The 21,431-nt window shown below is 71.1% G+C and carries 18 protein-coding genes; 5 read left to right on the top strand and 13 right to left on the bottom strand.

Features of this window, described 5'->3' with window-relative positions:
- Window positions 1–6 precede the first annotated feature (6 nt).
- The 11 genes from QSK34_RS37305 to QSK34_RS37255 all read right to left on the bottom strand — a co-directional run bounded on the left by QSK34_RS37305 (window position 7) and on the right by QSK34_RS37255 (window position 14,122).
- Window positions 7–945, bottom strand: coding sequence for a hypothetical protein (locus QSK34_RS37305; protein ID WP_285591509.1), 939 nt, complete (start codon window positions 943–945; stop codon window positions 7–9).
- Window positions 942–1,589, bottom strand: coding sequence for an NADPH-dependent F420 reductase (locus QSK34_RS37300; protein ID WP_285591507.1), 648 nt, complete (start codon window positions 1,587–1,589; stop codon window positions 942–944). The genes QSK34_RS37305 and QSK34_RS37300 overlap by 4 nt, the downstream gene beginning before the upstream one ends.
- Window positions 1,586–2,026, bottom strand: coding sequence for an acyl-CoA thioesterase (locus QSK34_RS37295; protein ID WP_285591506.1), 441 nt, complete (start codon window positions 2,024–2,026; stop codon window positions 1,586–1,588). Before QSK34_RS37295 ends, QSK34_RS37300 begins: the two co-directional genes overlap by 4 nt.
- Window positions 2,023–7,407: a type I polyketide synthase gene (locus QSK34_RS37290; protein WP_285591504.1), complete on the bottom strand. Its 5,385-nt coding sequence runs from the start codon at window positions 7,405–7,407 to the stop codon at window positions 2,023–2,025. Before QSK34_RS37290 ends, QSK34_RS37295 begins: the two co-directional genes overlap by 4 nt.
- A 4-nt stretch (window positions 7,408–7,411) precedes the next feature.
- The gene (locus tag QSK34_RS37285) at window positions 7,412–8,326 is read right to left on the bottom strand and encodes an enediyne biosynthesis protein (protein ID WP_285591500.1); all 915 of its coding nucleotides are present in this window, start codon (window positions 8,324–8,326) and stop codon (window positions 7,412–7,414) included.
- Window positions 8,323–10,185, bottom strand: coding sequence for an FG-GAP repeat domain-containing protein (locus tag QSK34_RS37280; protein ID WP_285591498.1), 1,863 nt, complete (start codon window positions 10,183–10,185; stop codon window positions 8,323–8,325). The genes QSK34_RS37285 and QSK34_RS37280 overlap by 4 nt, the downstream gene beginning before the upstream one ends.
- Window positions 10,182–11,126, bottom strand: a complete 945-nt coding sequence (locus QSK34_RS37275) for a DUF1702 family protein (protein ID WP_285591497.1) — start codon at window positions 11,124–11,126, stop codon at window positions 10,182–10,184. The genes QSK34_RS37280 and QSK34_RS37275 overlap by 4 nt, the downstream gene beginning before the upstream one ends.
- A gap of 133 nt (window positions 11,127–11,259) precedes the next feature.
- Window positions 11,260–11,721, bottom strand: coding sequence for an SRPBCC domain-containing protein (locus QSK34_RS37270; RefSeq protein ID WP_285591496.1), 462 nt, complete (start codon window positions 11,719–11,721; stop codon window positions 11,260–11,262).
- A gap of 52 nt (window positions 11,722–11,773) precedes the next feature.
- Window positions 11,774–12,109: an ArsR/SmtB family transcription factor gene (locus tag QSK34_RS37265; protein ID WP_285591495.1), complete on the bottom strand. Its 336-nt coding sequence runs from the start codon at window positions 12,107–12,109 to the stop codon at window positions 11,774–11,776.
- Window positions 12,110–12,208: 99 nt separating this feature from the next.
- Window positions 12,209–12,940, bottom strand: a complete 732-nt coding sequence (locus tag QSK34_RS37260) for an ArsR/SmtB family transcription factor (RefSeq protein ID WP_285591494.1) — start codon at window positions 12,938–12,940, stop codon at window positions 12,209–12,211.
- A 42-nt stretch (window positions 12,941–12,982) separates the two neighbouring features.
- A complete protein-coding gene (locus tag QSK34_RS37255) occupies window positions 12,983–14,122 on the bottom strand; it encodes an NAD(P)/FAD-dependent oxidoreductase (protein ID WP_285591493.1) in 1,140 nt (379 codons plus the stop codon).
- A gap of 129 nt (window positions 14,123–14,251) precedes the next feature.
- On the opposite strand from QSK34_RS37255, the gene QSK34_RS37250 reads away from it, so the two are divergent.
- The 5 genes from QSK34_RS37250 (at window position 14,252) to QSK34_RS37230 (ending at window position 19,407) form a co-directional block, all read left to right on the top strand.
- Window positions 14,252–14,935, top strand: coding sequence for an ArsR/SmtB family transcription factor (locus QSK34_RS37250; RefSeq protein ID WP_285591492.1), 684 nt, complete (start codon window positions 14,252–14,254; stop codon window positions 14,933–14,935).
- Between the two features lie 98 nt (window positions 14,936–15,033).
- Complete coding sequence (locus tag QSK34_RS37245) at window positions 15,034–15,651, top strand: 4Fe-4S dicluster domain-containing protein (protein ID WP_285591491.1); 618 nt, start codon at window positions 15,034–15,036, stop codon at window positions 15,649–15,651.
- Entirely contained in the window at window positions 15,648–16,448 is an 801-nt protein-coding gene (nrfD, locus tag QSK34_RS37240) for an NrfD/PsrC family molybdoenzyme membrane anchor subunit (protein WP_285591490.1), read from the top strand. The genes QSK34_RS37245 and nrfD overlap by 4 nt, the downstream gene beginning before the upstream one ends.
- 11 nt (window positions 16,449–16,459) lie before the next feature.
- Complete coding sequence (locus QSK34_RS37235; protein ID WP_285591489.1) at window positions 16,460–18,955, top strand: molybdopterin-containing oxidoreductase family protein; 2,496 nt, start codon at window positions 16,460–16,462, stop codon at window positions 18,953–18,955.
- Window positions 18,952–19,407, top strand: a complete 456-nt coding sequence (locus QSK34_RS37230) for a TorD/DmsD family molecular chaperone (protein WP_285591488.1) — start codon at window positions 18,952–18,954, stop codon at window positions 19,405–19,407. Before QSK34_RS37235 ends, QSK34_RS37230 begins: the two co-directional genes overlap by 4 nt.
- On the opposite strand, the gene QSK34_RS37225 is transcribed toward QSK34_RS37230, so the two are convergent.
- Window positions 19,400–20,590 carry a ferritin-like domain-containing protein gene (locus QSK34_RS37225; RefSeq protein ID WP_285591487.1) on the bottom strand — a complete coding sequence of 397 codons (1,191 nt, stop codon included), beginning with the start codon at window positions 20,588–20,590 and terminating at the stop codon, window positions 19,400–19,402. The genes QSK34_RS37230 and QSK34_RS37225 overlap by 8 nt on opposite strands.
- Window positions 20,587–21,426, bottom strand: coding sequence for a phosphate/phosphite/phosphonate ABC transporter substrate-binding protein (locus QSK34_RS37220; protein WP_285591486.1), 840 nt, complete (start codon window positions 21,424–21,426; stop codon window positions 20,587–20,589). The genes QSK34_RS37225 and QSK34_RS37220 overlap by 4 nt, the downstream gene beginning before the upstream one ends.
- Window positions 21,427–21,431 lie beyond the last annotated feature (5 nt).

Below are 21,431 nucleotides of genomic sequence, written 5' to 3'. Positions count from 1 at the left end.
CCTCCGTCAGTACCAGGTGATGGTGGGGAACCAGATGACGCCGGTCCGGGCCAGCAACCGGACGTCCCAGTAGAGGAAGGTGAAGACACCCGCAATGAGCAGCGCCGACCCGGCCACCACGGCGACCCGGCCCGGCTTGGAGGTGAGCCAGCGCTGGACCTGCCCGCCGGTGGCGACCGCCAACAGCAGGAACAGCACCGCGAGCACGACGATGTTGCCCAGCGACTGGGTGAGGAACGACAGCGCGCCGTAGAGGGGGTTGCCGCTGTCGGCGACGTCGCGGAAGAGCTGCCGGTACAGGCCGAAGGGGCGGCCGATGAGGAACAGGCCGATGAGCACGCCCATGACCAGCGACCGGGCGTGCGGGAAGCGGGCCGAGATCTTCGCCAGCGGGTCGGGCACCAGGTGCAGCGCCGCGAGCCCGAGATAGATCATGACGAGGCCAAGGACGCCGAACACGACCAGCGACTGGATCAGACGTGGGGCCAGCCCCGAGGTGACGGTGGCGGTGGAGTACTGCGGCATGTTCGTGCCGAAGAAGGCGACGATGACGCCGTACAGGGCCGAGACGACGGCCATCGCGGCGACGAGCCATCCAAGGGGCACAAGCGCCTGAGTGATGCGGCCCTTGATGGACCGGCGTTCGCCGAGCATGGGCGCGACCGCGCCGAGAGCGGCGATGTTACAGGCCGTGAACGTGCCGCCGAGGCCGCTGGCGAAGGCGAACAGCACGCCGGAAAGCACGCCGGCGATGGGCGCGCCGGTGGCCTCATGGCCGATGATCGCGCTGGTGACGTTCTCGCCGATGACCTTGTCGACGAAGGGCGCCGACCACAACACGGTCAGGGCGAAGCCGCCGAGGAAGCTGAACAGCACGATCCGTCCCCGATGGTCGGGGATGTCCGTGCGCGGGGGCGCGGTGGACTGGGGCTGGGTGGCCGTCACGTTGGCCGTCCTTTCTCGTGGGGGGTGATGAGCCGGAATCCGACGGAGTCGCCGAACCCCTGCTCGGTGCCGAGGTGACGCAGGAAGGCGGCCAGCGACTCGATCCACGTGCTGGCCGAGAGGGGCCCGGCGTCGACGACGTTCAGCCCGGTTCCGCCGAGCAGGCGGGTCACCGCGTCCTTGGCGCCGGGGTCGTCGCCCGCGATGGGCACGGTGAGACCGTCGCCGGGCCGGACGGCGCGCAGCCGCCGGGCCGAGACGCAGTTCAGCGCCTTGACGACCGCGCTCTTGTGGAAGGCGTCGGCGACGAGTTCGGCCGAGGTTCGAGGCCCGCCGGGCGGCAGGTCGCCGGGATCGGGGTTGGAGACGTCCACGACGACCCGCCCGGCCAGGCCGCGCGCCGCCAGCGGGCCGATGACCTGGCAGGTCACCCGCAGCCGGGTGGCCAGGAACACGATCGGCGCCCGTGCGACGACCGTCGACAGATCGGCGGCCATCGCCCCGGGCAAGGTGGAGGCCACCATCTCGGCGGTCCGGCGGGTCCCGCCTGCCAGGATCAGCCGATGGCCACTGCGGTGCAGCAGTTCGGCGATGGCGGCGCCCATCGAGCCGCATCCGACGACCCCGACGGGTTCGCCGGTCACCGCCGGCTTCCCGGCACGGCGAACGCGTCCAGCGCCTGGTAGAGCTCCTGAGGGACGTCGATGGCGATGAGGTCGCCCTCGACGCGTTGCATGCAGGCCACCGTCTGGGCGCCTCGGGCGACGAGCTGGCCGGGGCCGTTGCCGATGCGGAAGTAGTCGAAGCCCATGACGATGCGGTTGAGGTCGATGCTGCGCAGCGTCATGCGGATCGACACCTGGTCGAAGGCCTGCAACTCGGCGAAGTACTCGCACGAGCACGACACGGTGACCAGCGCCAGGTCGGCGTAGAGGCCGCGCAGCACTCCGGGGGCGTGGTCGGCCAGGAACCGTTCCCGGCAGGCGCCCTGCCAGGCGACGTAGTTGGCGAAGTACACGTTGCCGACGAGGTTGGTGTCGGCGAAGGTCACCAGATGTTCGTAGGCGAAGTGGGGGTTCACGGTGTTCCCTTCACAAGGACGGCCACGGCCACCGGCCGGGGTTCACCGCCGATGCGCACGATCGCCGAGACGATCCGGTGCGGCCCGCCGCGCAACAGCACCCATCCCTGCTCGTAGACCCCGGACACGGTGAGCGGCACCCCGCCGGTGTCGCCCGCCGCGGCCAGACAGGAACGTGCCGTGCGCAACCGCGCGTGCGTGGAGGCGGCAGGCTCGCCGGTGAGCCGTGTGATCGGATGGGGCTCCCCTGGCGGCTCCTCTGCGTCGAGGGCCACGTGGTCGATCGCGCAGCCCAGCGAGGCCGCGCCGGTGACCTCCAGGTCGAGGCCGGGGCCTGTCTCGACCTTGACGCTGACGTCGGGCAGCAGGCTCTCCAGCCCGCGTTCGAGAAGGGGGCCGAGCAGCACGGCCGGCCAGCCGCCTGCGGGTTCGAGCGGGCCGATGTCACGCAGCCGCAACCGGCTCCAACTGAGCACCGGTCTGCCGTCGGCGTGGTGCACGGACACGTCGTAGACGTGCTCAGGTCCGTCGCGATGGCGCTCCACGGCCGACAGCCGCAGCTCCTGCGGGTAGGGACCGGCCTCATGCACCGTGATCGCCTGGCAGCCGACCGGCAGCAGCCGACGGCCGGGCACGCAGACCTGGAGCGCGTGGATGGTCGCGTCGGTGAAGGTGGGGTCGCCCAGCTGGGTCCCGTCCAGTGACCAGCGGGTCGCGGCGTCCACGACGGCGACGCAGGCGGTCGCCTCCAGGTGGTCGTAGCGGCGGACCCGCTGGAAGGCGGGGCCGTGGAAGAAGGTCGGCCCGTACAGATCGGCCCCGTCGTGCGGTGGCAGCGCCGAGACCCGGCGCAGCGGCTCGATGGTGTCGGGTGGGACGCCCGCGACGGCGGTGAAGTGGTCGGCAGCGTAGCCGCTCTCGTCGCTGCGCAGCACCACCCGCACGCCGTCCGGGCCGGTCAGCGCGCAGACGCGAACCGTTCTCGCTCCGTCGGCGGGCACGATGACCGGCCGGTCGAAGCTCGCCTCGCCCAGAGAGGTGACGCGCCGCCCGGTGAGCGTCGCGGCGGCCTCGGCCATGATCTCCAGCGCGACCACGGCGGGCAGCACGGCGATCCCGTCGATGAGGTGGTCGCGGAGCTGGGGCTGGGTGTCGAGCCCGAGGTCGGCCTCGGCGACCAGTTCGACACCCGGGACGTGCAGCCGGGTCCGGGTGAGCAGCGGCCCCGCCGCGTCACCGGGACGGTCGAGCTGGGGCAGCCGGCCGGTCGCCAGGAGGGTCGCGCCGTCGGAGGTCAGCACCTCGTGGAGGAGTTCCACGCCGCGCTCGGCAGGGAGGGGGTCGACGCCGGACCGGCGCAGGCCGTCGAGCACGTCCAGGCGCTCCCCCATGCCCGCGCCCGACCAGGCCGTCCAGTCGACGTTGCGGACCCGGCAGCCCGGCGCCTGGAGTGCGAGGACGCGGGCGAGTTCGCGCATGCGGCCGTTGGCCAGGGCGTAGTGGGCCTCACCCGCGAGGCCGAAGCGGCCGATGACCGACCCGAAGGTGACCAGATGGCGCAGTCTCGTGACGTCGACCGCCGCCAGGACGTTCTTCAGCCCGTGGTACTTGGCGGCGGCGTGCCGGGCGAGGTCGTCGTCGGTCAGTTCGGCGAAGCGTTTGGGCTCGTTTACACCGCCGCTGTGAATGATCGCGGTGACCGGCTCGTCGATCGCCCGCCGCACGGCGGCCGGGTCGGCGAGGTCGGCCCGGAGGTAGGCGTACCGGATGCCGTTCTCGGCTAGCGCGGCCAGGTTCGCGCGCAGTTCCTCGTCGGAGGACGGGTCGGCGCGGCCGAGCAGCAGCAACCGGCATCCGTAGGCGGTACCGAGGGCCAGAGCCGACCGGAAGCCGATGCCCTTCCCGCCGCCTGTCACCAGCACGACGTCCTCCGAGGTCAGCGGGGGTCCGCCAGTGCCGGCCGGTGCGGGGCGGAAGACCGGGACACTCACACCGTTCTCGGCGTGCACCTCGACGGGGCCCTCGAACGGGGCGGCGAGCACGGTCGCGACCGATTCCGCGTCGCGGGCGCGGATCCACCGCAACCACCGGCCGGGATCTTCGGCGCGCACCGAGGCCAGGAACCCCGACGCGCTGTCGCCATGGTCGACGACGGTCACCGGCGATCCGGTGCGGACGGCCGCGACCAGCGTGGCGACGTCGTCATCGGAGGGGTCCTCCGGGAGGAAGACGAGTTCGGCTCCAGAGCCCGAACGGAGCGAGAGTGCCTCTCGTAACGGCCCCCGGCCGCTGATCCGCCACGCATGCGGGCGGTCTGCGGGGGCCAGTTCGACGGGCTCGGTGTCCTCGACGAGCAGCCGATGCCAGCTCGCCACCCCCTCCAGCGGCGGTTCGCTCTCGTCGGCCGCCGGAAGCGCGGCGATCAGCGCGGCGAGTTCGGCGACGGAGACGTCGGCCGACATCAGGGGTTCGGCCGGGATGGCCCGGCCGAGCACCGTGGCCGCCTCCCCGGCGAGCTGCACCACCCGCAACGAGTTCAGGTGCAGGTCGCTGAGCAGCCGGTCGTCCTGCCCGACGGCCTCGACGGGAAGTTCCAGCAATCCCGCGACCAGTTCACGAACGGTCCCGGGAATGTCGTCGGAGGCCGTCCGGACCTCCGGAACGGCCTCGGTGACGAGCGGCTCGTATCCCGCCTCCACCTGGGGCGCCTGTTCGCAGGGGTTCTCCAGGAATCGCGGCTCCCGCCACAGGTCGAAAGGGCGGTGCGATCGATGGGCGAAGAGTGGCCGTGGGTCAGTCACCAGGCCGAGCGCGAACAGCGCGGCGACGGCCTGGAGAGGCGCCGCCGCGGACGGGTTTCCGACGTCCATCGCCACGACCGGGAGTGAGGTCAGCGCGGTGGTCAGTGTGGTGAGCGACTGCCCCGGGCCGATCTCCACCAGCAGGTCGCAGTCTTCCGCCAGGGCGGTCACGGCGTCGGCGAACCTCACGGGCGCGGTGAGCTGCTCGGTCAGCAGGTCCCGCAGGTCGGTCTCCGGTGTCGGGCGGGTGCCCAGCACGGTGGAGTACACCGGACGGCGGACCGCGCCGAAGTCCAGGTCGCGCAGGTGTTCGGCGAGCACCGGACGCGCCTCGGCGAAGGCGGGTGAGTGGAACGCGTGGCTGACCCGCAGCGCCCGCGCGGTCACCCCGCGATCCCGGCACCGGGTCATCAGCGCGGCCAGGTCCTCCTCAGGCCCGGCCACCACGTGGGAGGTGCCGTGTTCGGCGGCGACCACCAGGCGGGTGCCCGCGATCAGCGTGTCGGCCAGGCTCCGGTCGGCCATGACGGAGACCATGCCGGTCCCCGGAGTGCCGTGGGCTTTCATGATCTTGCCTCGGACGGCGGCGAGCTCGACGGCCTGTGCTTCGGTGAGCGCGCCGGCCCAGTGCAGCGCGGTGATCTCTCCCAGGCTGTGCCCGGTGGCGGCGTGCGCGGTGACGCCGAGGGAGCTCAGCCAGCGCAGCCCCGCGATCGAGGCCCGCACCACCCCCGGCTGGACCACCGCCGTGTCGACGGTGTCCGAGACGCCGCCGTCGAAGTACGCCGCCAGTTCGGGATCGAACCCGCCGAGTGCCCCCGGCCCTGCGGGCACCCCCGCGCCCTGACCGGTGAACAGGTATCCGGCGCGGCCGGCCGGCCCTTCCCCCACCGCGCCGCCGGGGAAGACCGTGAAGCCGTCGTCGAGTGCGGCGACGGCCTTGCGGGCGCGTTCGCCGAGCTGCGCGGGATCGGCGGCCACCAGTGCCGCCCGGAAGGCGGGCCGCTCGCCGGGGAGGTTGCTGGCCGCAAGATCGGCCAGCTCGCCGAACGCCATCGTCGACGACGCCGCGACGATCCGCTCCAGAGTTCGCCGCAGTTCGTCGCGGGTGTCGGCCCCGAGGAGGACCAGTTCATGGCTCGGCGGCCGGTGCGCGAGCAGGCGTTCGCGTGGAGTGAGCGCGGCCCGCCGGATCGTTGCCGCCGATTCCAGCACGACATGGGTGTTGATGCCGCCGAAGCCCATCGCACTTACCCCGGCCCGCAGGGGTTGGTCCTGCGGCCAGGGTTCGGCGTCCGCCAGCACCCGCAAGGGAGCGTCTTCCGCGCGCAGACCCGCATGGGCTGTGTCGCAGCCGGTCGTCGGCGGGAGCACCTGCCGGTGCAGCGCCATCGCGGCCTTGAGCAGCCCGGCCAGCCCGGCGGCGGCTTTGGTGTGGCCGATGTTGGCCTTGATCGAGCCGAGCGCGGCGGGAGTCGTGGTCCGTCTGCCCCGCTGCGCCTCGATCAGGGTGGCGATCTCCACGGCGTCGCCGACGGCGGTGCCGGTGCCGTGGCCCTCGAACAGCGCGACGTCCTCGGGGCCGTAGTCGAGGTGTTCGTAGGCCCGGCCGACCGCGAGCAGCTGGCCCGCCTGTTCCGGGCGGGTGATGCCGCCCCGTCCGTCGGACGACACGCCCCAGTCGCGGATCAGCGCGAGCGGGGCCCGTCCTTCGGCCAGCGCGTCTTCGGCCCGCATGAGCACGACCATGCCGCAGCCCTCGCCGGGCCAGAAGCCGGTCGGGTGCTCGTCGTAGATCCGCATGGCGTCGGTCGCGATCGCGCCGGTCCGGGCGAATCCGACCAGCTCGAACGGGTCGAGGCTGAGGTCGACGCCTCCGGCGATCACGACGTCGGCCGCCCCGGCGCGCAGCGTGTTGCCCGCCGTGACGACCGACAGCAGCGACGAGGCGCAGGCGCCGTCGACGGTGTAGCCGCCGCCGCGGAAGTCGAAGTGGTTGCAGATGCGCCCGGCGATGGTGTTGGCCAGTCCGCCCGCCAGGCTCTCGTCGTTCGGCTCGGGAAAGGGCTGTTTGAAGCGGTGCTCGACGCCTGCCAGGAACCTGGCGAGCTCGGGCGCCTCCCAGCCCTCCTCGGTCAACGCCTGCTGCATCACCCGGCGGACGTACGGCCAGCGCAGTCGCAGCCCGTTGGCGCGGCTGAACTCGCCGTTCATGGTGTTCCCCACGACCACGCCGACCCGGTCCCCGTCGAGCCCGGCGCCGTCGGCGTACCCGGCGGAGGCCAGGGCGTCGGCGGCCACCTCCAGGGCGAGCCAGTGGGCGGTGTCGGTGACCCGGTGGACCGGCCCGGGGATGCGGAAGCGGGCCCGGTCGAAGGTCCAGCCCTCCAGCACGGCCGCGAACCTGGCGTAGGTGCCGTCGCGGTCGCCGGTGTAGTCGGCCAGGTTCAGCCGGGACGGCGGGATGGGCCGGAAGGAGCGACGCCGGGACAGGACCGACTCCCAGAGCTGGTCCGGGTCGTCGGCGCCCGGATAGCGGCAGGCGGCGCCGACGATGGCGATGGTGGCGCGGTCGTACACGGGATCACGTCCTGTTTGCGGTGGCGACGAGCTGTGGCACGGGTTCCTCGGCAGGCCTCTCGGCACGGGCGCGCAGCGAGATCACCCCGAGGGCCGCGCCGCGCAGCGCGCAGACGATGACCAAGGCGAAGAACAGGCCGAACGCGATGTGCACGTGCACCAGCAGGCCGTAGACCGCCGCCGTGGCCACACCGAAGGCGACCTGGTTGGCGGGCTTCACGGGCGTCGTGCCCGGGTCGGTGATCATGTAGTTGGTGAACAGGATGAACGCCGTGCCGGTCATGACGGTCAGCGCGGTCACCGTGGCCGTGCCGTCGATGCCGGTCCTGATCACCGCCTGTGCGGCGAAGCCGATGACCCAGCCGAGGATGAGCGGGATCTTCTTGGTGAGCATGGCGTTGATCACCGTGCCGGAGACCAGGATGAACGCCGGCAGCACCCAGTCGAGCGGCCCGCTGATCCACTCGGTGAAGTGGTACGGGGGCGCGATGCTCACCCACGGGAAGACGATCAGCACCACGACGATGCCGAAGTTCGACGGGTTGAGCACGTGCCGGAACTTGCCGTGGAGCCGAATGCGGATCAGGTACTTGGAGGCGATGGCCACGATCACCGCGAAGATCACCGGGGCGAGGCGGTCGTTGGCGTACAGGAGCATCGCGCAGGCCAGCGCGGTGATGTGGGCCGGTAGCAGGAACGTGACCAGCCCCTTGAAGCCGCCGCCCCGGAACTTGGGCGTGCGCCCGGTCGCCGTGGCGTCCAGCCACTCCAGCCCGATCTCCAGGATGTACGCGGCGGCCAGCGCCGCCAGCGGGGTGACGTAGGCCTGCTCGAAGCCGAGCACGGCGTGGCCGAGGATGTTGAACGCCGTGATCGAGATCGCGAACCGGCGCAGCGCGATGACGCGGGGGTCTTTCATCGGGTCTCCTTGACGGTTCCGTCGTTGCCGAGCAGGACCGTGTGCCATCCGGAGGTCAGCCGCGTGTCGGCGCTGTGCCGGACTCCGCAGGCATCCCGCCAGGTGAGGGTGGCGTCGGCGGCCGGTCCGGACAGGGCGAACAGAAGCTCGGGCGATGAGACCCCGGCGTGCCCGGCGGCCGGGTACACCTGGCCGGTGGTGACCCCGGCCGCGCCCGAACGCAGCCGCACCGCGGCGCCGATGGCCGGTGTCGGCGTGGCGGTGCCCTGGCAGGTGGCCGGGCGGGTCAGCGTCAGTCCGAGGTGGGGCAGGTCGGTGGTCCTGGTGTTGCGGTAGAAGTGCGACTGCCGCCACTGGTTGCCGATGGCGTAGTCGAGGCGGCCGTCGTGGTCGACGTCGGCCAGGGCGATGCCGCGAGTCGGGCCGCCGTCGTCGAGGCCGAGCCGTCCGCCCAGGTCGTGGAAGCGGCCGTTCTCATCGCGGACGAAGAAGCGGTCGGGGTCGCTTCCCGACAGGTCGTCGGTGATCTGGAAGCGCGGCCACATGTCCGGGTTCACCAGCAGGGCGTCGTTGGTCATGGCTAGTTCCTGCAGCTCCGGCCAGCGGTTGGTCTCGCCCCTGATGAAGCCCGTGGCCTGGACGATCTGCAGGTCGCCCGTTCCGGCGAAGTCGCCCATCTTCACGTCCCAGCCCCAGCCGGAGCGGGAGATGCCGACCTGTTCGCTGTGGTCGTCGTAGGAGGCGGTGCCCTCGGCCTTGAAGGCGACGCCGTCGGCGCTGAGCCAGGCGAAGTTGCTCTCGTGCAGGCCGTAGTTCTGGGTGATGTTGCTGACCACCATGTCGGGCACCTCGTCGGCGTTGAGGTCGCCGAAGGCGACGCCCATGCCCTTGAAGGAGTCCCAGCCCAGCGCCTTGGACTTCGGCGTGGTGAAGTGCCGGATCCCTTCCATCAGTTCGAAGCGCGGCGCGCCCGGGGTGGAGATGTTGCGCAGCAGGCGGTCGGGGCCGAAGTCGTTGGCGACGTACAGGTCCGGGCGGCCGTCATGGTCGAGGTCCTGGGCGCCCATCGCGAGGGTCCAGCCGTCGCCCATCTCGGCGTCGAAGGCTCCGGCGGCCTCGGCGAAGCGGCCTTGGCCCTGGGCGAGCAGGATGCGGTTGCGTCCGGCGTTGTAGGCCCCCGACATCGAGTCCTGCATCTGGATCTGGAACTGGACGGCCGTCGGGTCGAGGATTCGCGCGTTGTCGGGGAAGTAGTTGCCGATCGCCACGTCGGTCCGGCCGTCGCCGTCGAAGTCGGCCAGCGAGACCGCGTTGGTGTTCCAGATCTCGTACGGCGTGACCATCTCCGTCGGCGTGAAGCCGGCGCCCGAGTTCAGATGGAGGATCGGGCTGCGGCCCCAGAAGTAGACGAGCAGGTCGGTGCGGCCGTCGTCGTTGTAGTCGCCGGGCACACAGCCCATGGGCGCCATCGCCGTGGTGTAGGGCAGCGCCCCCGCCGTCAGCTGGCGGGCGGCGTATCGGGCGCCGGTGCCGGGAGCGGGCAGCAGCCGGACCGAGTCGTCGCGGGGGTCGACCAGGCAGACGTCGTCGGGCAGGCCGTTGGCGTCCACGTCGGCCAGCGCGACCGCGCCGCCGAGCGAGGAGATCCAGTGGTCGATCTTCTTGTACGCCGGTGCGACGACCCGGATGGAGCGTTCCGTGGCCTCGCCGTTCAACGGGAGCCGCTGGAAGGAGAAACCCTTCGCCAGCGCGTCGGCCGTCGCGGGCGCGGCGGCGGGCGGGCGGGCCACCTGCCAGCCGGCCAGCACTAGGACGACCGCAACGATCTGTACCAGGCGTCTTCTGATCGGGGACGTCACCGTGTCACCTCTCCCAGGGTGGAGGCCCAGGCGTGCCGCACACCGGCCCGCCAGGCTTCGTAGGTTTCGGGGGTGTCCGGGCGGCCGTCGAGCGCGGCCAGCGCGTCGTCGGTCCACCGCGCGGCGGCCGGCACGTCGACACCGGTGAGGATCTGCACGGCCGAGGCGGTCTCGTCGGTGACGATCCCCGACAGCAGATGCGCCTTGGCCGCGAACGCCGCTCCTTGCGCCAGCGCGGCGGCGTAGCTTTCGCCAGCTGTGACCAGGCGGTTCAGCGCCTCCGGCGACTGGGCCCCCGTGTAGGCCGCCGCCAGCCCGATGCCCGCCCACAGGTCGGCGCGGCGGCCTGCGGGGAGACCGTCGATCACCTCGGCGACACGGGTGGGTTCGGCGCCCGCGTAGAACCACAACGCCCGCCCCGCGCCCTGGTCACGGATCGCGCGGCACGCTTCCGGTACCCGAGCCTCGATCCAGCCGTTGCCGAACACCTTGACCGGGTGGAAGAACGCCTGGTGGAAGCCCCAGCCGTCCCAGGCCAGCCAGCGCAGCACCGGCGGCCCGAACCGCACCCCGCGCCAGGGCCGCAGCCGTAGGCGCGCGAAAGCCCAGCCGGCGCCGACCAGCAGCAGGTGAACGTAGCGCCCGCCGGTCACCCGGTCGAGTTCGCGCAGACGCCGGCCGCCGCCGAAGGCTACTAGGTCGAGGATGACGGCGCTCATCGCGGCGCCTTCGTAGGCGAAGCCGCGGACCCGCGCGCTCAGCCTCTCTACGCCGAGCTCGGCCGGATCGCGGGAGAGCATCCCGTTGTACCCGGAGGCGAAGGCGGCGACCACCGAATCGAGCACCGGCGCGACCGCCGGGTCGGCGAGCCGGAAACCGCGCGCGCCGAGATCAAGATCTTCGGGTTGGAGGGTGAGCGGGCGGCGGAGTGCCGATCTCACAAGGGAATGCGACGTTGCCACAGAAGGCAACAAATAACATCGCGAAAAGGGGTGTCAACCGAGGATTCGACAGAAAGTCTGCGACGTGCGCAAACAAATTCTAAAAGGATCTATTGAATAGGTTGACGGCGAATCAGCCGTTGACCTGCGCCTCGAACCGGCTCAGAATGAATGCCCAGCCAGACTGGTGTGCCAGGTAGGACTCCATGAGCAGCGGGGTGAGGTTCTCCCAGCCCTTGTGGGTCATTTCCACCCGCGTCAAAGCCGGCCCCAGAGGTTTGAATAGCAACTCGACCTCGGTGAGCGTGGGCGTTTGGATTACCTCCCACGTGAACGACACCAGATTCGGCGGATCCCACCGGAGAATGTGCCCCCAGTCGCGTTCTTGGCCGTCGTCGAGAATTTCGTAAATGCGCCCGCCCACGTGCTCCTCGAGGCAGACGTCACGCACGCGGCCGGGTTCGATGGCGATCGCCTCGACGGGCCACCAGGTCGCCAGCTTCCGCGTGAAGGTACTGAACGTGCGGGACTGGTCGGCCTCGACGTTGACCGCGTGGCGGATGGGTTCGACGTTGGTCTCGGCCGGGCTGGTCATCGGCGCTACCCCTGCGTGCGGCGGACGGACAGGGGCAAGTCTGCCAGACGGATCAGCCCGCCACCTGTTCATCGCGCAACCCGTCGTGACCTTCGACGGAGTCGCGGGCCCGCGCCATGCTCTCGCGCCACAACGACTCGACGACCTCACGGAGCTGGGCCAGCGCGTCTTCACTGGCCCGGTAGATCCGCTTGGTCCCGTCACGCCGCTCCAGGACCAGGCCCGCGTCCTTGAGGATCTGCAGGTGCTGGGAGACGGCTGAGCGGGTCACCTCGAAATGCTCGGCGATGCGGCCGGCAGGAAGTTCTTCGGTGGCGACCAGACGCAGGATCGCCCGCCTGCGGGGCTCGGCGATCGCCCGCAGCACCTCGTCCACGTCACCATTCATGAAGTCAGATCCTAGCCAGGGGGCGAGACCCCTGAATGACTACGAGAGTAGGCAGCACCTTTCGTTAGCGTCAACTTTCACAACGAGGTCAGGACGGTGTCAGGCGCCGCGCACGGCGGAGTGCTCCCGCTCACGTACCGGGGTCACCGGCAGCTGGCGGCGGGGTTTCGGGCGGCCGGAGGCCAGCGGGAAGCGTTGCAGGCGCCATTCGAGCATGCCCTCCTCAAGGCGGCGCGCGCACCGGCCGTGTGACTTGAGCAGCCACAACGCCTCCCGGGCGAGCAGGCAGTGGGAGCTGCGGCAGTAGACGACGACTTCGGCGCCGACCGGCAACTCCTCCACCCGGGTGCGCAGTTCCTCGACGGGCATGGAGATCGCGCCCGGGATGTGGGCGGCGAGATATTCGACGGCCGGACGGACGTCGATCAGCAGGGTCCGGCCGTCCCCTCGGCGGCGCAGCAGTTCCTCACGGGTGATCGTGGCATCCGATGCGGCCACCCTCAGGGGCACCACCCGGGGAGCCTCCGCCTCCGGCGCCCGCCTGCGCGTCACCTGGCGGAGGCTGGCGTACAGGGCGGCGACGTCGTCTCCGGCGAGCCGGTAGTAGATGCGGGTGCCGTCCCGGCGGCTGCACACCAGTCCCGCGTCCCGCAGCACCTTCAGCTGGGCCGAGGTGTTGCCGATCGGCACCCCCGCCGCGGTCGCCAGGTCCTCGACGTTGCGCTCGGCCTGGGAGAGCAGGTCGAGCAGGTGGAGCCGGACGGGATTCGCCAGCGCCTTGGCGACTCGGGCGAACTCGGCGAGCACCGTGGTCACGTTGTCGGTGGTCATGTCTACCTTGCCTTTCCCGTCTTGTGCTGGAGGGGTGTCGTGCTAGGCGTTCCAGCGCTTGAGCCAGTTGCCTTCCTGATCGGCCTTCTCTTCGTGGAACAGGGGCGAGGGGTCGAAGAGGGTCACCTCGGGCGCGGGTTCGCGCAGGAAGTCCCCCTCGCCCTTCGCCGAGATCCGGTCGCCGAGTTCGATGTAGCAGGCGCCCCGCCCGTCGAACCACGGGTCGGGCGCCTCGTATCCCAGATGCCGCGCGACGCCGTTCGCCACGACGTCGGCGGCCCCTTCGGCGAAGACCGCGGCCTTGGGCAGCGGCTTGCCGTTCGGCAGCATCAGCGCGCTGGCGTCGCCGATCGCCCAGACCCCGGCGGACGCGGTCGCGAACGTGCGCGGGGCGACGGGGAGCCACCCGCCCAGCGCCGCCGGCGGCCGGTGCGGCGGCACCACGGCCAGCAGGTCGTAACGTTCCCGGACGCCGCCGGCGAAGACGAGTTCGCCGTCGGCGACCGACTGGATCGTGTGCTGCCCGTGGAAGCCGATGCCCGACTGGGTGAGCATGCCGACCAGGGCCTGGCCGACGGCCGGACCGGCGACCGGCATCGGCAGCGGGTCGGGGGTGAACACGTCGATGGTCACCTGGTCGCGTACCCCGGTCTCGGTCAGCAGGTCGGCCGCGAGCAGCGCGCCTTCGAAGGGCGCGGCCGGGCACTTGAACGGCACCCCCGCGACCAGCACGGCCAGCCGGCCCCGCCGTAACGAGGTCAGCTTCTCGCGCATCGCGGCGGCGCCGCCGAGGGTGTAGAACTCGCCGGCCCGGCCGCTGTCCAGGGCCTCGGTCAGTCCCGGTACGGCTCCCTCGTCGAGTTCGGCGCCCAGGGCGACCACCAGCGCGTCGCAGTCGAGCACGCCGGAGTCGGTGTGCACCCGGCGGGTGTCCGGGTCGACGCGCTCGACCGTGGCGCGGATCATCTCGACGCCGGGCAGGGATTCGGGGGTGGGCCTGACCCGGACCTTCTCGGGGGTGCGCCAGCCGCGCATGACCCAGAGCAGTGACAGGCCCAGGACTCCGTCGAAGGAACGGTCGACCAGCAGGACACGGTCGGTGCCGGGCAGCCGTTCGCGGAGGGCTTCGGCGACGGTGAGGCCGCCCGCTCCGGCTCCCAGGACGACAACGGTGTTGGTCATGGTGTGCTCCCGTCGAATCGAATCGATCTTTTCGGTGCGGCTCTGACCAGTCGAATTACGGGACAGACGCCCCGCCGAAAGCTATACTCCTCCATGCATCCATTAATCCATTGCTCATTGGAGGATTATATGGTCGGAGACAGCGAGAGAAAAGCCTCCCTTTTCGACCAGATCGCACGGGTCGGTAAAGCTCTTGGTCATGGCAAGCGCCTGGAGCTGCTTGACCTGCTCGCACAGCGCGAGCAGAGCGTGGAGGCCCTCGCGCACACGGCCGGAATGGGGGTCACCAGCACCTCGGCGCACCTCCAGACCCTCCGCCACGGCGGCCTGGTCGCCACCCGGCGCGACGGCCAGCGGGTGCTCTATCGCCTGGCGGGCGACGACGTCGTCGAGCTCTATGCCCGGTTGCGGGATGTGGCCGCGACCCGGCTGGCCGACGTCCAGGTCGCCGTGGTCGCCTACCTGGGAGAGCAGACCGAGGAGGTGACCCGCGACGAACTGCTGCGACGCGCCGAGACCGGCCGTGTCACGATCCTCGACGTCCGCCCCCAGGGCGAGTACGACGCGGGCCACATCCCCGGGGCGGTGTGCATCCCCATCGACGACCTGCCGGAACGGCTGAACGAGTTGCCGCCCGACGCGGAGGTGGTGGCCTACTGCCGGGGCGCCTACTGCGTCTTCGCCCCGGAGGCGGTGCGCGTCCTGAGGGCGCACGGCATTCCGGCGGCCCGGCTGAACGAGGGAATGCTCGAGTGGCAGGTCGCCGGGCTCCCCATAGAAAAGGAGCAGTCAAACATTCAAAAGGATTCGTGAATTTCCCGAGCTGGGTTGATGACGAACGCGGTTGACTGGGCGAAAAATCCCGATTTACCCTCCGGAACGCCGCCGTCCGAATACCGCGAGGGATTTCCATGGCCCGTCTCGGCATGCTCATCGACCTGCGCACGTGTATCGGTTGTCACGCCTGTTCCGTCGCCTGCAAGGCGGAGTTCGACGTCCCGCTGGGGAACTTCCGCGACACCGTGAAATACGTCGAGGAGGGCGCATATCCGAAGGTCACCCGGCATTTCATCCCGGTGTTGTGCAACCACTGCGAGGACGCGCCCTGCCTCAACGCGTGCCCGACGGGCGCGGTCGTCCGGCTCGACGACGGCCAGGTCACGATCGAGGACGGCGACTGCAACCTCAACCGGGCCTGCATGGCCGCCTGCCCCTATGACGCCATCTACGTCGACGAGGACCGGGGCGCCGCCGCCAAGTGCACGTTCTGCGACCACCGCACCGCCGAGGGACGGCAACCGGCGTGCGTGGACGCCTGCCCGACGAACTGCCGCGTCTTCGGCGACCTCGACGACCCGGAGAGCGAGATCGCCGTCCGGGCCGCCGCCAACGACATCACCGTGTGGAAGGAGTCGGCGGGCACCCGGCCGAAGGTCCTCTACGTCGACCCCAAGAACGCGCTTCCGCTGATCGAAGCCCAAGGCGTGCAGGTCGACACGACGGCCGACCTGTCCGGCGAGCCGGCGTGACGGTCGCGTGGGGCCCGCTGCTGGCGGCCTATGTCGTGCTGGTGGGGCTGCCGACGGGGCTCACTCTGATGACCTGGTGGGTCGGCCGGTCGGGCGCGTCGGCCCGGCTGGAGCGGGTCGGCGCATGGGGTGCGCTGGTGGCGCTGGTCGCGATCAGCGTCCTGCTGGTGGTCGACCTGGGGCGGCCCGAGCGGTTCCATCTGATGCTGGTCCGCTTCGACAATCTCGCCTCGCCCATCTCGTGGGGCGCCAAGCTGATCGCGCTGAAGATCCTGCTGCTCCTCCTCGTCGTCCACGCCGTCGAGCGTCGCCGGCCACCCGACCGGCCACTCACCCGCCTCACCAGGGTCGTCGCCGTCCTGCTCCTGGCCGTGAGCTTCGCGCTCGCCCTCTATCCGGCGGCGCTGCTCGCCCGCTCGTGGGCGTCCCCGCTGGCCGGGGGCGCGGGGGTGCTGTTCGTGCTCACCGCCCTGCTGATGGGCGCGGCCGTGGTCGTGCTGCTGGGAGGCGAGGGGCGGACCGCTCTGCTGGGACTGCTGGCGGCCTCGGCGGTGGCGCTGGCCGTGGAGGCGCTCGCGCTGGCCGGTCGGCCCGACGACCGGCTGCTGCTGGCTGAACTCACGACCGGCGGTTCCGCGCCGCTGTTCTGGGGTGTGGCGGTGGGCGCCGGCCTGGTGCTGCCCGCCGCCGGGTTGCTCGCGCTGCCGCGCAACCGCGTGGTGACGGCTCTGTGCGCCGTCGCCGTGCTCGCCGGCGCGGCGGCCACCCGATACCTGCTGTTCGCGGTCGGCTCGTAGGAGGAGCACGCATGTCAACGTGGACCTTGACCCGGCGTGACCTGCTGCGGGCCGCCGCCGTCGCCGGAGTCGGCGCGGCCGGGCTGGGCGGCATCGAGGTCGTGCACCGGATCGCCACCGAGCCCCGCGCCGCAGGGAAGACCGTCGGCGCGGTGCGCCGCGTCGCCTCGATGTGCCAGATGTGCACGACCGCCTGCGGCATCATCGCCAACGTCCGCGACGGCCGGCTGCTCACGATCGAAGGCAACCCGGCCGACCCCAACAGCCGGGGCGCGGTCTGCGCCAAAGGGGTGGCCGGCCCGTCGATCCTGTACGACCCCAGCCGCCTGCTCTACCCGCTCAAACGGGTCGGCCGCCGGGGCGAGGGCCGGTGGCGGCGCATCACCTGGGAGGAGGCGTACACGGAGATCGCCGACCGGCTGCGGGCGATCCGGGAGAGCGGACGCCCGGAGGAGTTCGCCTTCCAGCAGGGCCGCAACCGCTCGGCCGACATCGTGACCCGCTTCCTGGACGCCTTCGGCACCCCCTCGGCCTTCAACCACCGCGCGTTGTGCTCGCTCAACCGGCGGGCCGCGATCCTGACCACGATCGGCGACTCCGACTGGGACCTCGGCGACTACGAGAACAGCCGCTACATCCTCAACTTCGGCAGCAACTGGGCCGAGGCCCACCAGGGCCACATCCCGGTCGCGACCCGGATGATGCTGGCCCGTGAACGCGGCGCCAAGATCGTCACCTTCGACGCCCGGCTGTCGAACACCGCCGCCCTCTCCGACGAGTGGTACGCCGTCCGCCCCGGCACCGACGGCCTGATCGCCCTGGCCATCTCGAACGTCATCTGCGAGGAAGGGCTGTGGGACCGGGAGTGGTTCGACCGGTGGACGAACTACCCGGCCGAGAAGTACGCCGAGCACGTCAGGGCGTACACCCCTGAAATGGCGGAGGCCGAGAGCGGCGTGCCCGCCGAGGCGATCCGGCGCATCGCCCGCGAGTTCGCCGCAGCCGCGCCGCGCTGCACCACGATCTGCAACCGGGGCTCGGCCGCCCACCGCAACGGTTTCCACAACGACCGCGCCATCACCGTGCTCAACGCCCTGGTCGGCAACATGGGCAAGGAGGGCGGCTGGTGCTGGCACCCGATGAGCGCCTGGGACAAGAAGGCGCTGCCCGAGCCGGGACCGATCGCGCCCAAGCCGACCGCGCGCAGCCTGATCGCCGAGGCGAAGGACTGGCCGCTGGCCAACGCCTGGCAGGGCAACAAGATGCGGGTCGGCGAGATCGTCTACCTGTGGATCAGGGAACGCCGACAGAAGATCTCAGCGCTGATGACCTACAACTGCGACCAGGCGTGGGCGTGGCCGGAGGCGAACCTGGTGCGCGAGGTGCTGGCCGACGAGGAACTCGTGCCGTTCCACGTCTGCCTCGACGTGATGGCGTCGGAGACCTCGAACCTGGCCGACATCATCCTGCCGTGGACGACCTATCTGGAACGGTGGGACATCGACTCCCGCCCGCCCCAGGGCCTGGTCGACTACGTCGGCCTGCGGCAGCCCGTCGTCGCGCCGCTGGGCGAGTCGAAGGACCTGCGGGAGATCTTCCCCGAGCTGGCCCGGCGCATCGGCGGCGGCATGGAGGACTACTTCCCGTGGGCCACTCAGGAGGAGTACTTCGAGCAGTACTTCGCCCCCGTTCCGGGCGGCTTCGGCCGCATGCGGGAGGCGGGCGTCCACGTCGACCCGGCGAAGAAGCCCAACTATCTCCCGTACGAGAAGGAGCTCACCGCCGAGGAGCTGAAGGGCACCCTTACGGAAGACGGGGTGATCCACGGCCCGGAGGGCGCGATCGGGGTCATGGTCGACGGGGTGGCCAGGCGCGGTTTCGGCACCCCGTCGCGCAAGGTCGAGGTGCACAGCCAGTTCGTCAACGACCGGGGGCGGGAGGCCGACCGCACGATCTCCCCGCTGCCGGTCTACGAACCTATCCCCGGCCACCGCGAACAGCTCGCCCAGGGTCGGCTCATCATGATCAGCTTCAAGTGGAACGTGCACAACGCCCACCGCACTCTGCAGTCGAAGTGGCTCCAGGAGATCTCGCACACCAACCCGGCCTGGCTGAACCCGGCCACCGCGGCCGGGCTCGGGCTGGCCCACGGCGACTGGATCGAGGTCACCAGCTACCGACCCATCGATCCGGAGGTGCCGCGCGGCGACGGCTCCCAGCTCGGCTCGCTGCGCACCCGCGTCCACCTGACCGAGGGCATCCACCCGCAGGTCATCGCCATCGCCCACAACGCCGGCCGGACCACCGGCGGTCCGGTCGCCTCCAACGGCCGCGACCGCACGACGCTGGCCGGCCACGAGCCGCCCGACCACGGGCGGGTCTGGTGGGCGGGCTCGCTGAGCGTCGCGCAGAACGACATCCTGCCCATCTATCCCGACCCGGTGTCGGGCCAGCAGGCCTACCACGACACGATGGTCACGGTCCGAAGGATCGAGGGCGGCGCGTGAACGGCGACGTGATCCTGCTGATGTCACGGCTGGTCAGCACCGAGATCGACGCCCCGCTGCGGGAGGCGCTCGGTTGCCCCGAGCCGCTGGAGGACCTGTCGGCCGAGTTCTGCCGTCTGTTCGTCGGGCCACGCCCGGTCTGCCCGCCGTACGCGTCGGTGCGGCGGGGCGAGCCGATGATCGGCGGCCGTGCCGAGCAACGGCTGAAGGAGTTCGCCGCCCGGCACGGTCTCGACGTGGTGGTGCCGCCGGGCTTCGCCGTGCTCGCCCTCGACCACCTCGGGGTGGAACTGGCCCTGCTCCACCATCTCGGTTCTGGGCCGGTCGCCGAGGAACTGCTCGACGACCACGTGCGGCCATGGGCCCTCGGCTACCTGCGGTCGCTGGAAGAGTCGGCCCGGCTGGAACCGTATATGTCGGTCGCCCGGTGGTGCCGGGAGGAGATCACATGAAGTTCCTGGTGTGCAGGGCCGACAACTCGGCCGCCTCGTCGTGGGGGAATCCGAGGCGCACCAGTCGGTGCTGGCGGCCCTCGTCCATCTCCGCCTGGAGTTGTTGCACCGCGGCGTAACCTCGTCTGATCCCGGCCGGGCTCCACTCTCCGGCGGCCAGCACGACCAGGGAGTCGAAGACGTCCTGGTTTAGCCCTGCGCTGGAGATCAGGGTCTCGTGCCGCTGTTCGATCGCGCCGCGCAACCGACCCAGAAGGGTGCGGTCGAGGGTGCCCTGGTGCTGGAGGTGGGCGACGCCGAAGGCGACGTGGCGGGCCTCGTCCTGCCGCGCCATGCGGGCTACCTGGCGGGTCACCGGGTCGGGGGCGTTGCGGTCGATGAAGGTCAGCAGGTTGAGGAAGCTACCCTCGCCGAGGACCGACAGCAGGAACGAGGCCATCGAGAAGTCGGGCTCCCGCAACAGGGTGGCCAGGGACTCCCGGCCGCTGACCGACGAGGTGCCCATTTCGCCGCCGGTCAGCAGTGCCCGCCGGGTGAAGACCTCGACGTGGCGGGCCTCGTCGGCGGCCTGCACCGCCAGCAGTTGCAGCACCTCGCGGAAGTGCGGGTGGATGCGGGCCAGCAGCCGGGCCGGGACCACCAGCGCGGCCTGCTCGTTCTCCACCAGGAACGTCATGACCTGCACGACGGCGCGTTCGATCTCCGGCACCAGGTCGACCGGGGCGTCCCAGGCGATGGCGGTGGCCGGATCCCACTGGGAGGCCGCCGCGTTGGCGTACAGGCTGGGGGCCAGGTCGGCCCAGACGAGTTCCCTGGAGGCGAGGTCGGCGGCGATCGGCGGCCCGCCCGGCTCGACGAGCGCCCCCCGGGCGGCGAGCCCCCAGTGGGCCGGCGGCTCGTTGACGATGCCGTGCGGCGAGGGCCCGCCGGCGCGTTCGGCGTGCACCCACCGATCGAGGTCGGCGCGACCCCGGGTGACCCAGACCCTGATCCCGTCGTCGTTGTCGTCCGCACGCCGGGTGAGGTGCCCCTTCGCCCGGCACCACACCTCGACGTGCATGACCAGCGCCGGATCGAGCCCCGCGACACCGAGCCGCTCCCCCGGCCGCAGCGGGCCGAGCGCCCGCTGCAGCAGGATGTGGGCGCCCTGTTCAAAACCCAGGTCGCCCAGGTCGAGCATCATGGCCGGTAATCGGCGGCGGTGACGGCTCCGGCCGCGTCGTAGAAACCGGTCTCGTCGACGGCCCTCTCCAGTGGCGGGTAGCCGCTGACGCGGCCCGGCTCCCAGCGGGTCAGCCCCTCCAGGTCGAACAGCGGCCGCACCTTCGGGTCGGTGTACGACATCGACAGCAGCAGTTCGGCGAAGTCGGCCCTCGTCTGGTCGGACACGGTCTCGCCCACGGTCATGTTGCAGTGGTCGAAGGGCTCGGTCTGGCCGATGACCCGGGTCGAACCGGCGGGAAGGGTGCCCTCCTTGCCGAACAGCAGGTGGTTGGAGTCGATCATGCACGCGGCGGCGACGGTGCCCGACACCAACGCGCGGGCGGCGTCCCGCTCACCGCCGATGTGGTCGCCGTGCAGCCCGACGCCCACGTCGAAACGGCGGACGTCGACCTGCACGTTCTGGGAGGCCAGGTAGGACAGCGGCAGCAGGGTGGCCTGCGGGGAGTCGACCGCGCCGACCGCGACGGTCTCGCCCTTGAGGTCGGCCACGTCCTTGAAGGGAGAATCGGCCCGTACGACGATCAGCGACCTGAGATCACGATCGGTGTCCCGCATGACGAGCGGAGTGAGTGTGCGGCCCCTGGCCTGCGCCAGGCGGCGGCTGCGGATCCACGACAGCGGCGAGTTCCACGCCGCGTCGATCCGGCCGGCGGCCAGGTCTTCGGCCTGGCGCTCGTACTGGGAGTACAGGACGAAGTCGAAGGGCAGCCCGTTGTCGTTCAGCCACGACCGGAACCCACCCCAGATGGTGACGACCTTGGGGTCGTAGGCCACCGCACCCATGAGAAGAGTCATCGTCC

This window comes from Herbidospora sp. NBRC 101105 (assembly GCF_030269205.1).
Lineage (GTDB): Bacteria > Actinomycetota > Actinomycetes > Streptosporangiales > Streptosporangiaceae > Herbidospora > Herbidospora solisilvae.
The sequence above is the reverse complement of the archived record's forward strand: the minus strand, read 5'-3'. Positions and strand labels throughout refer to the sequence as shown.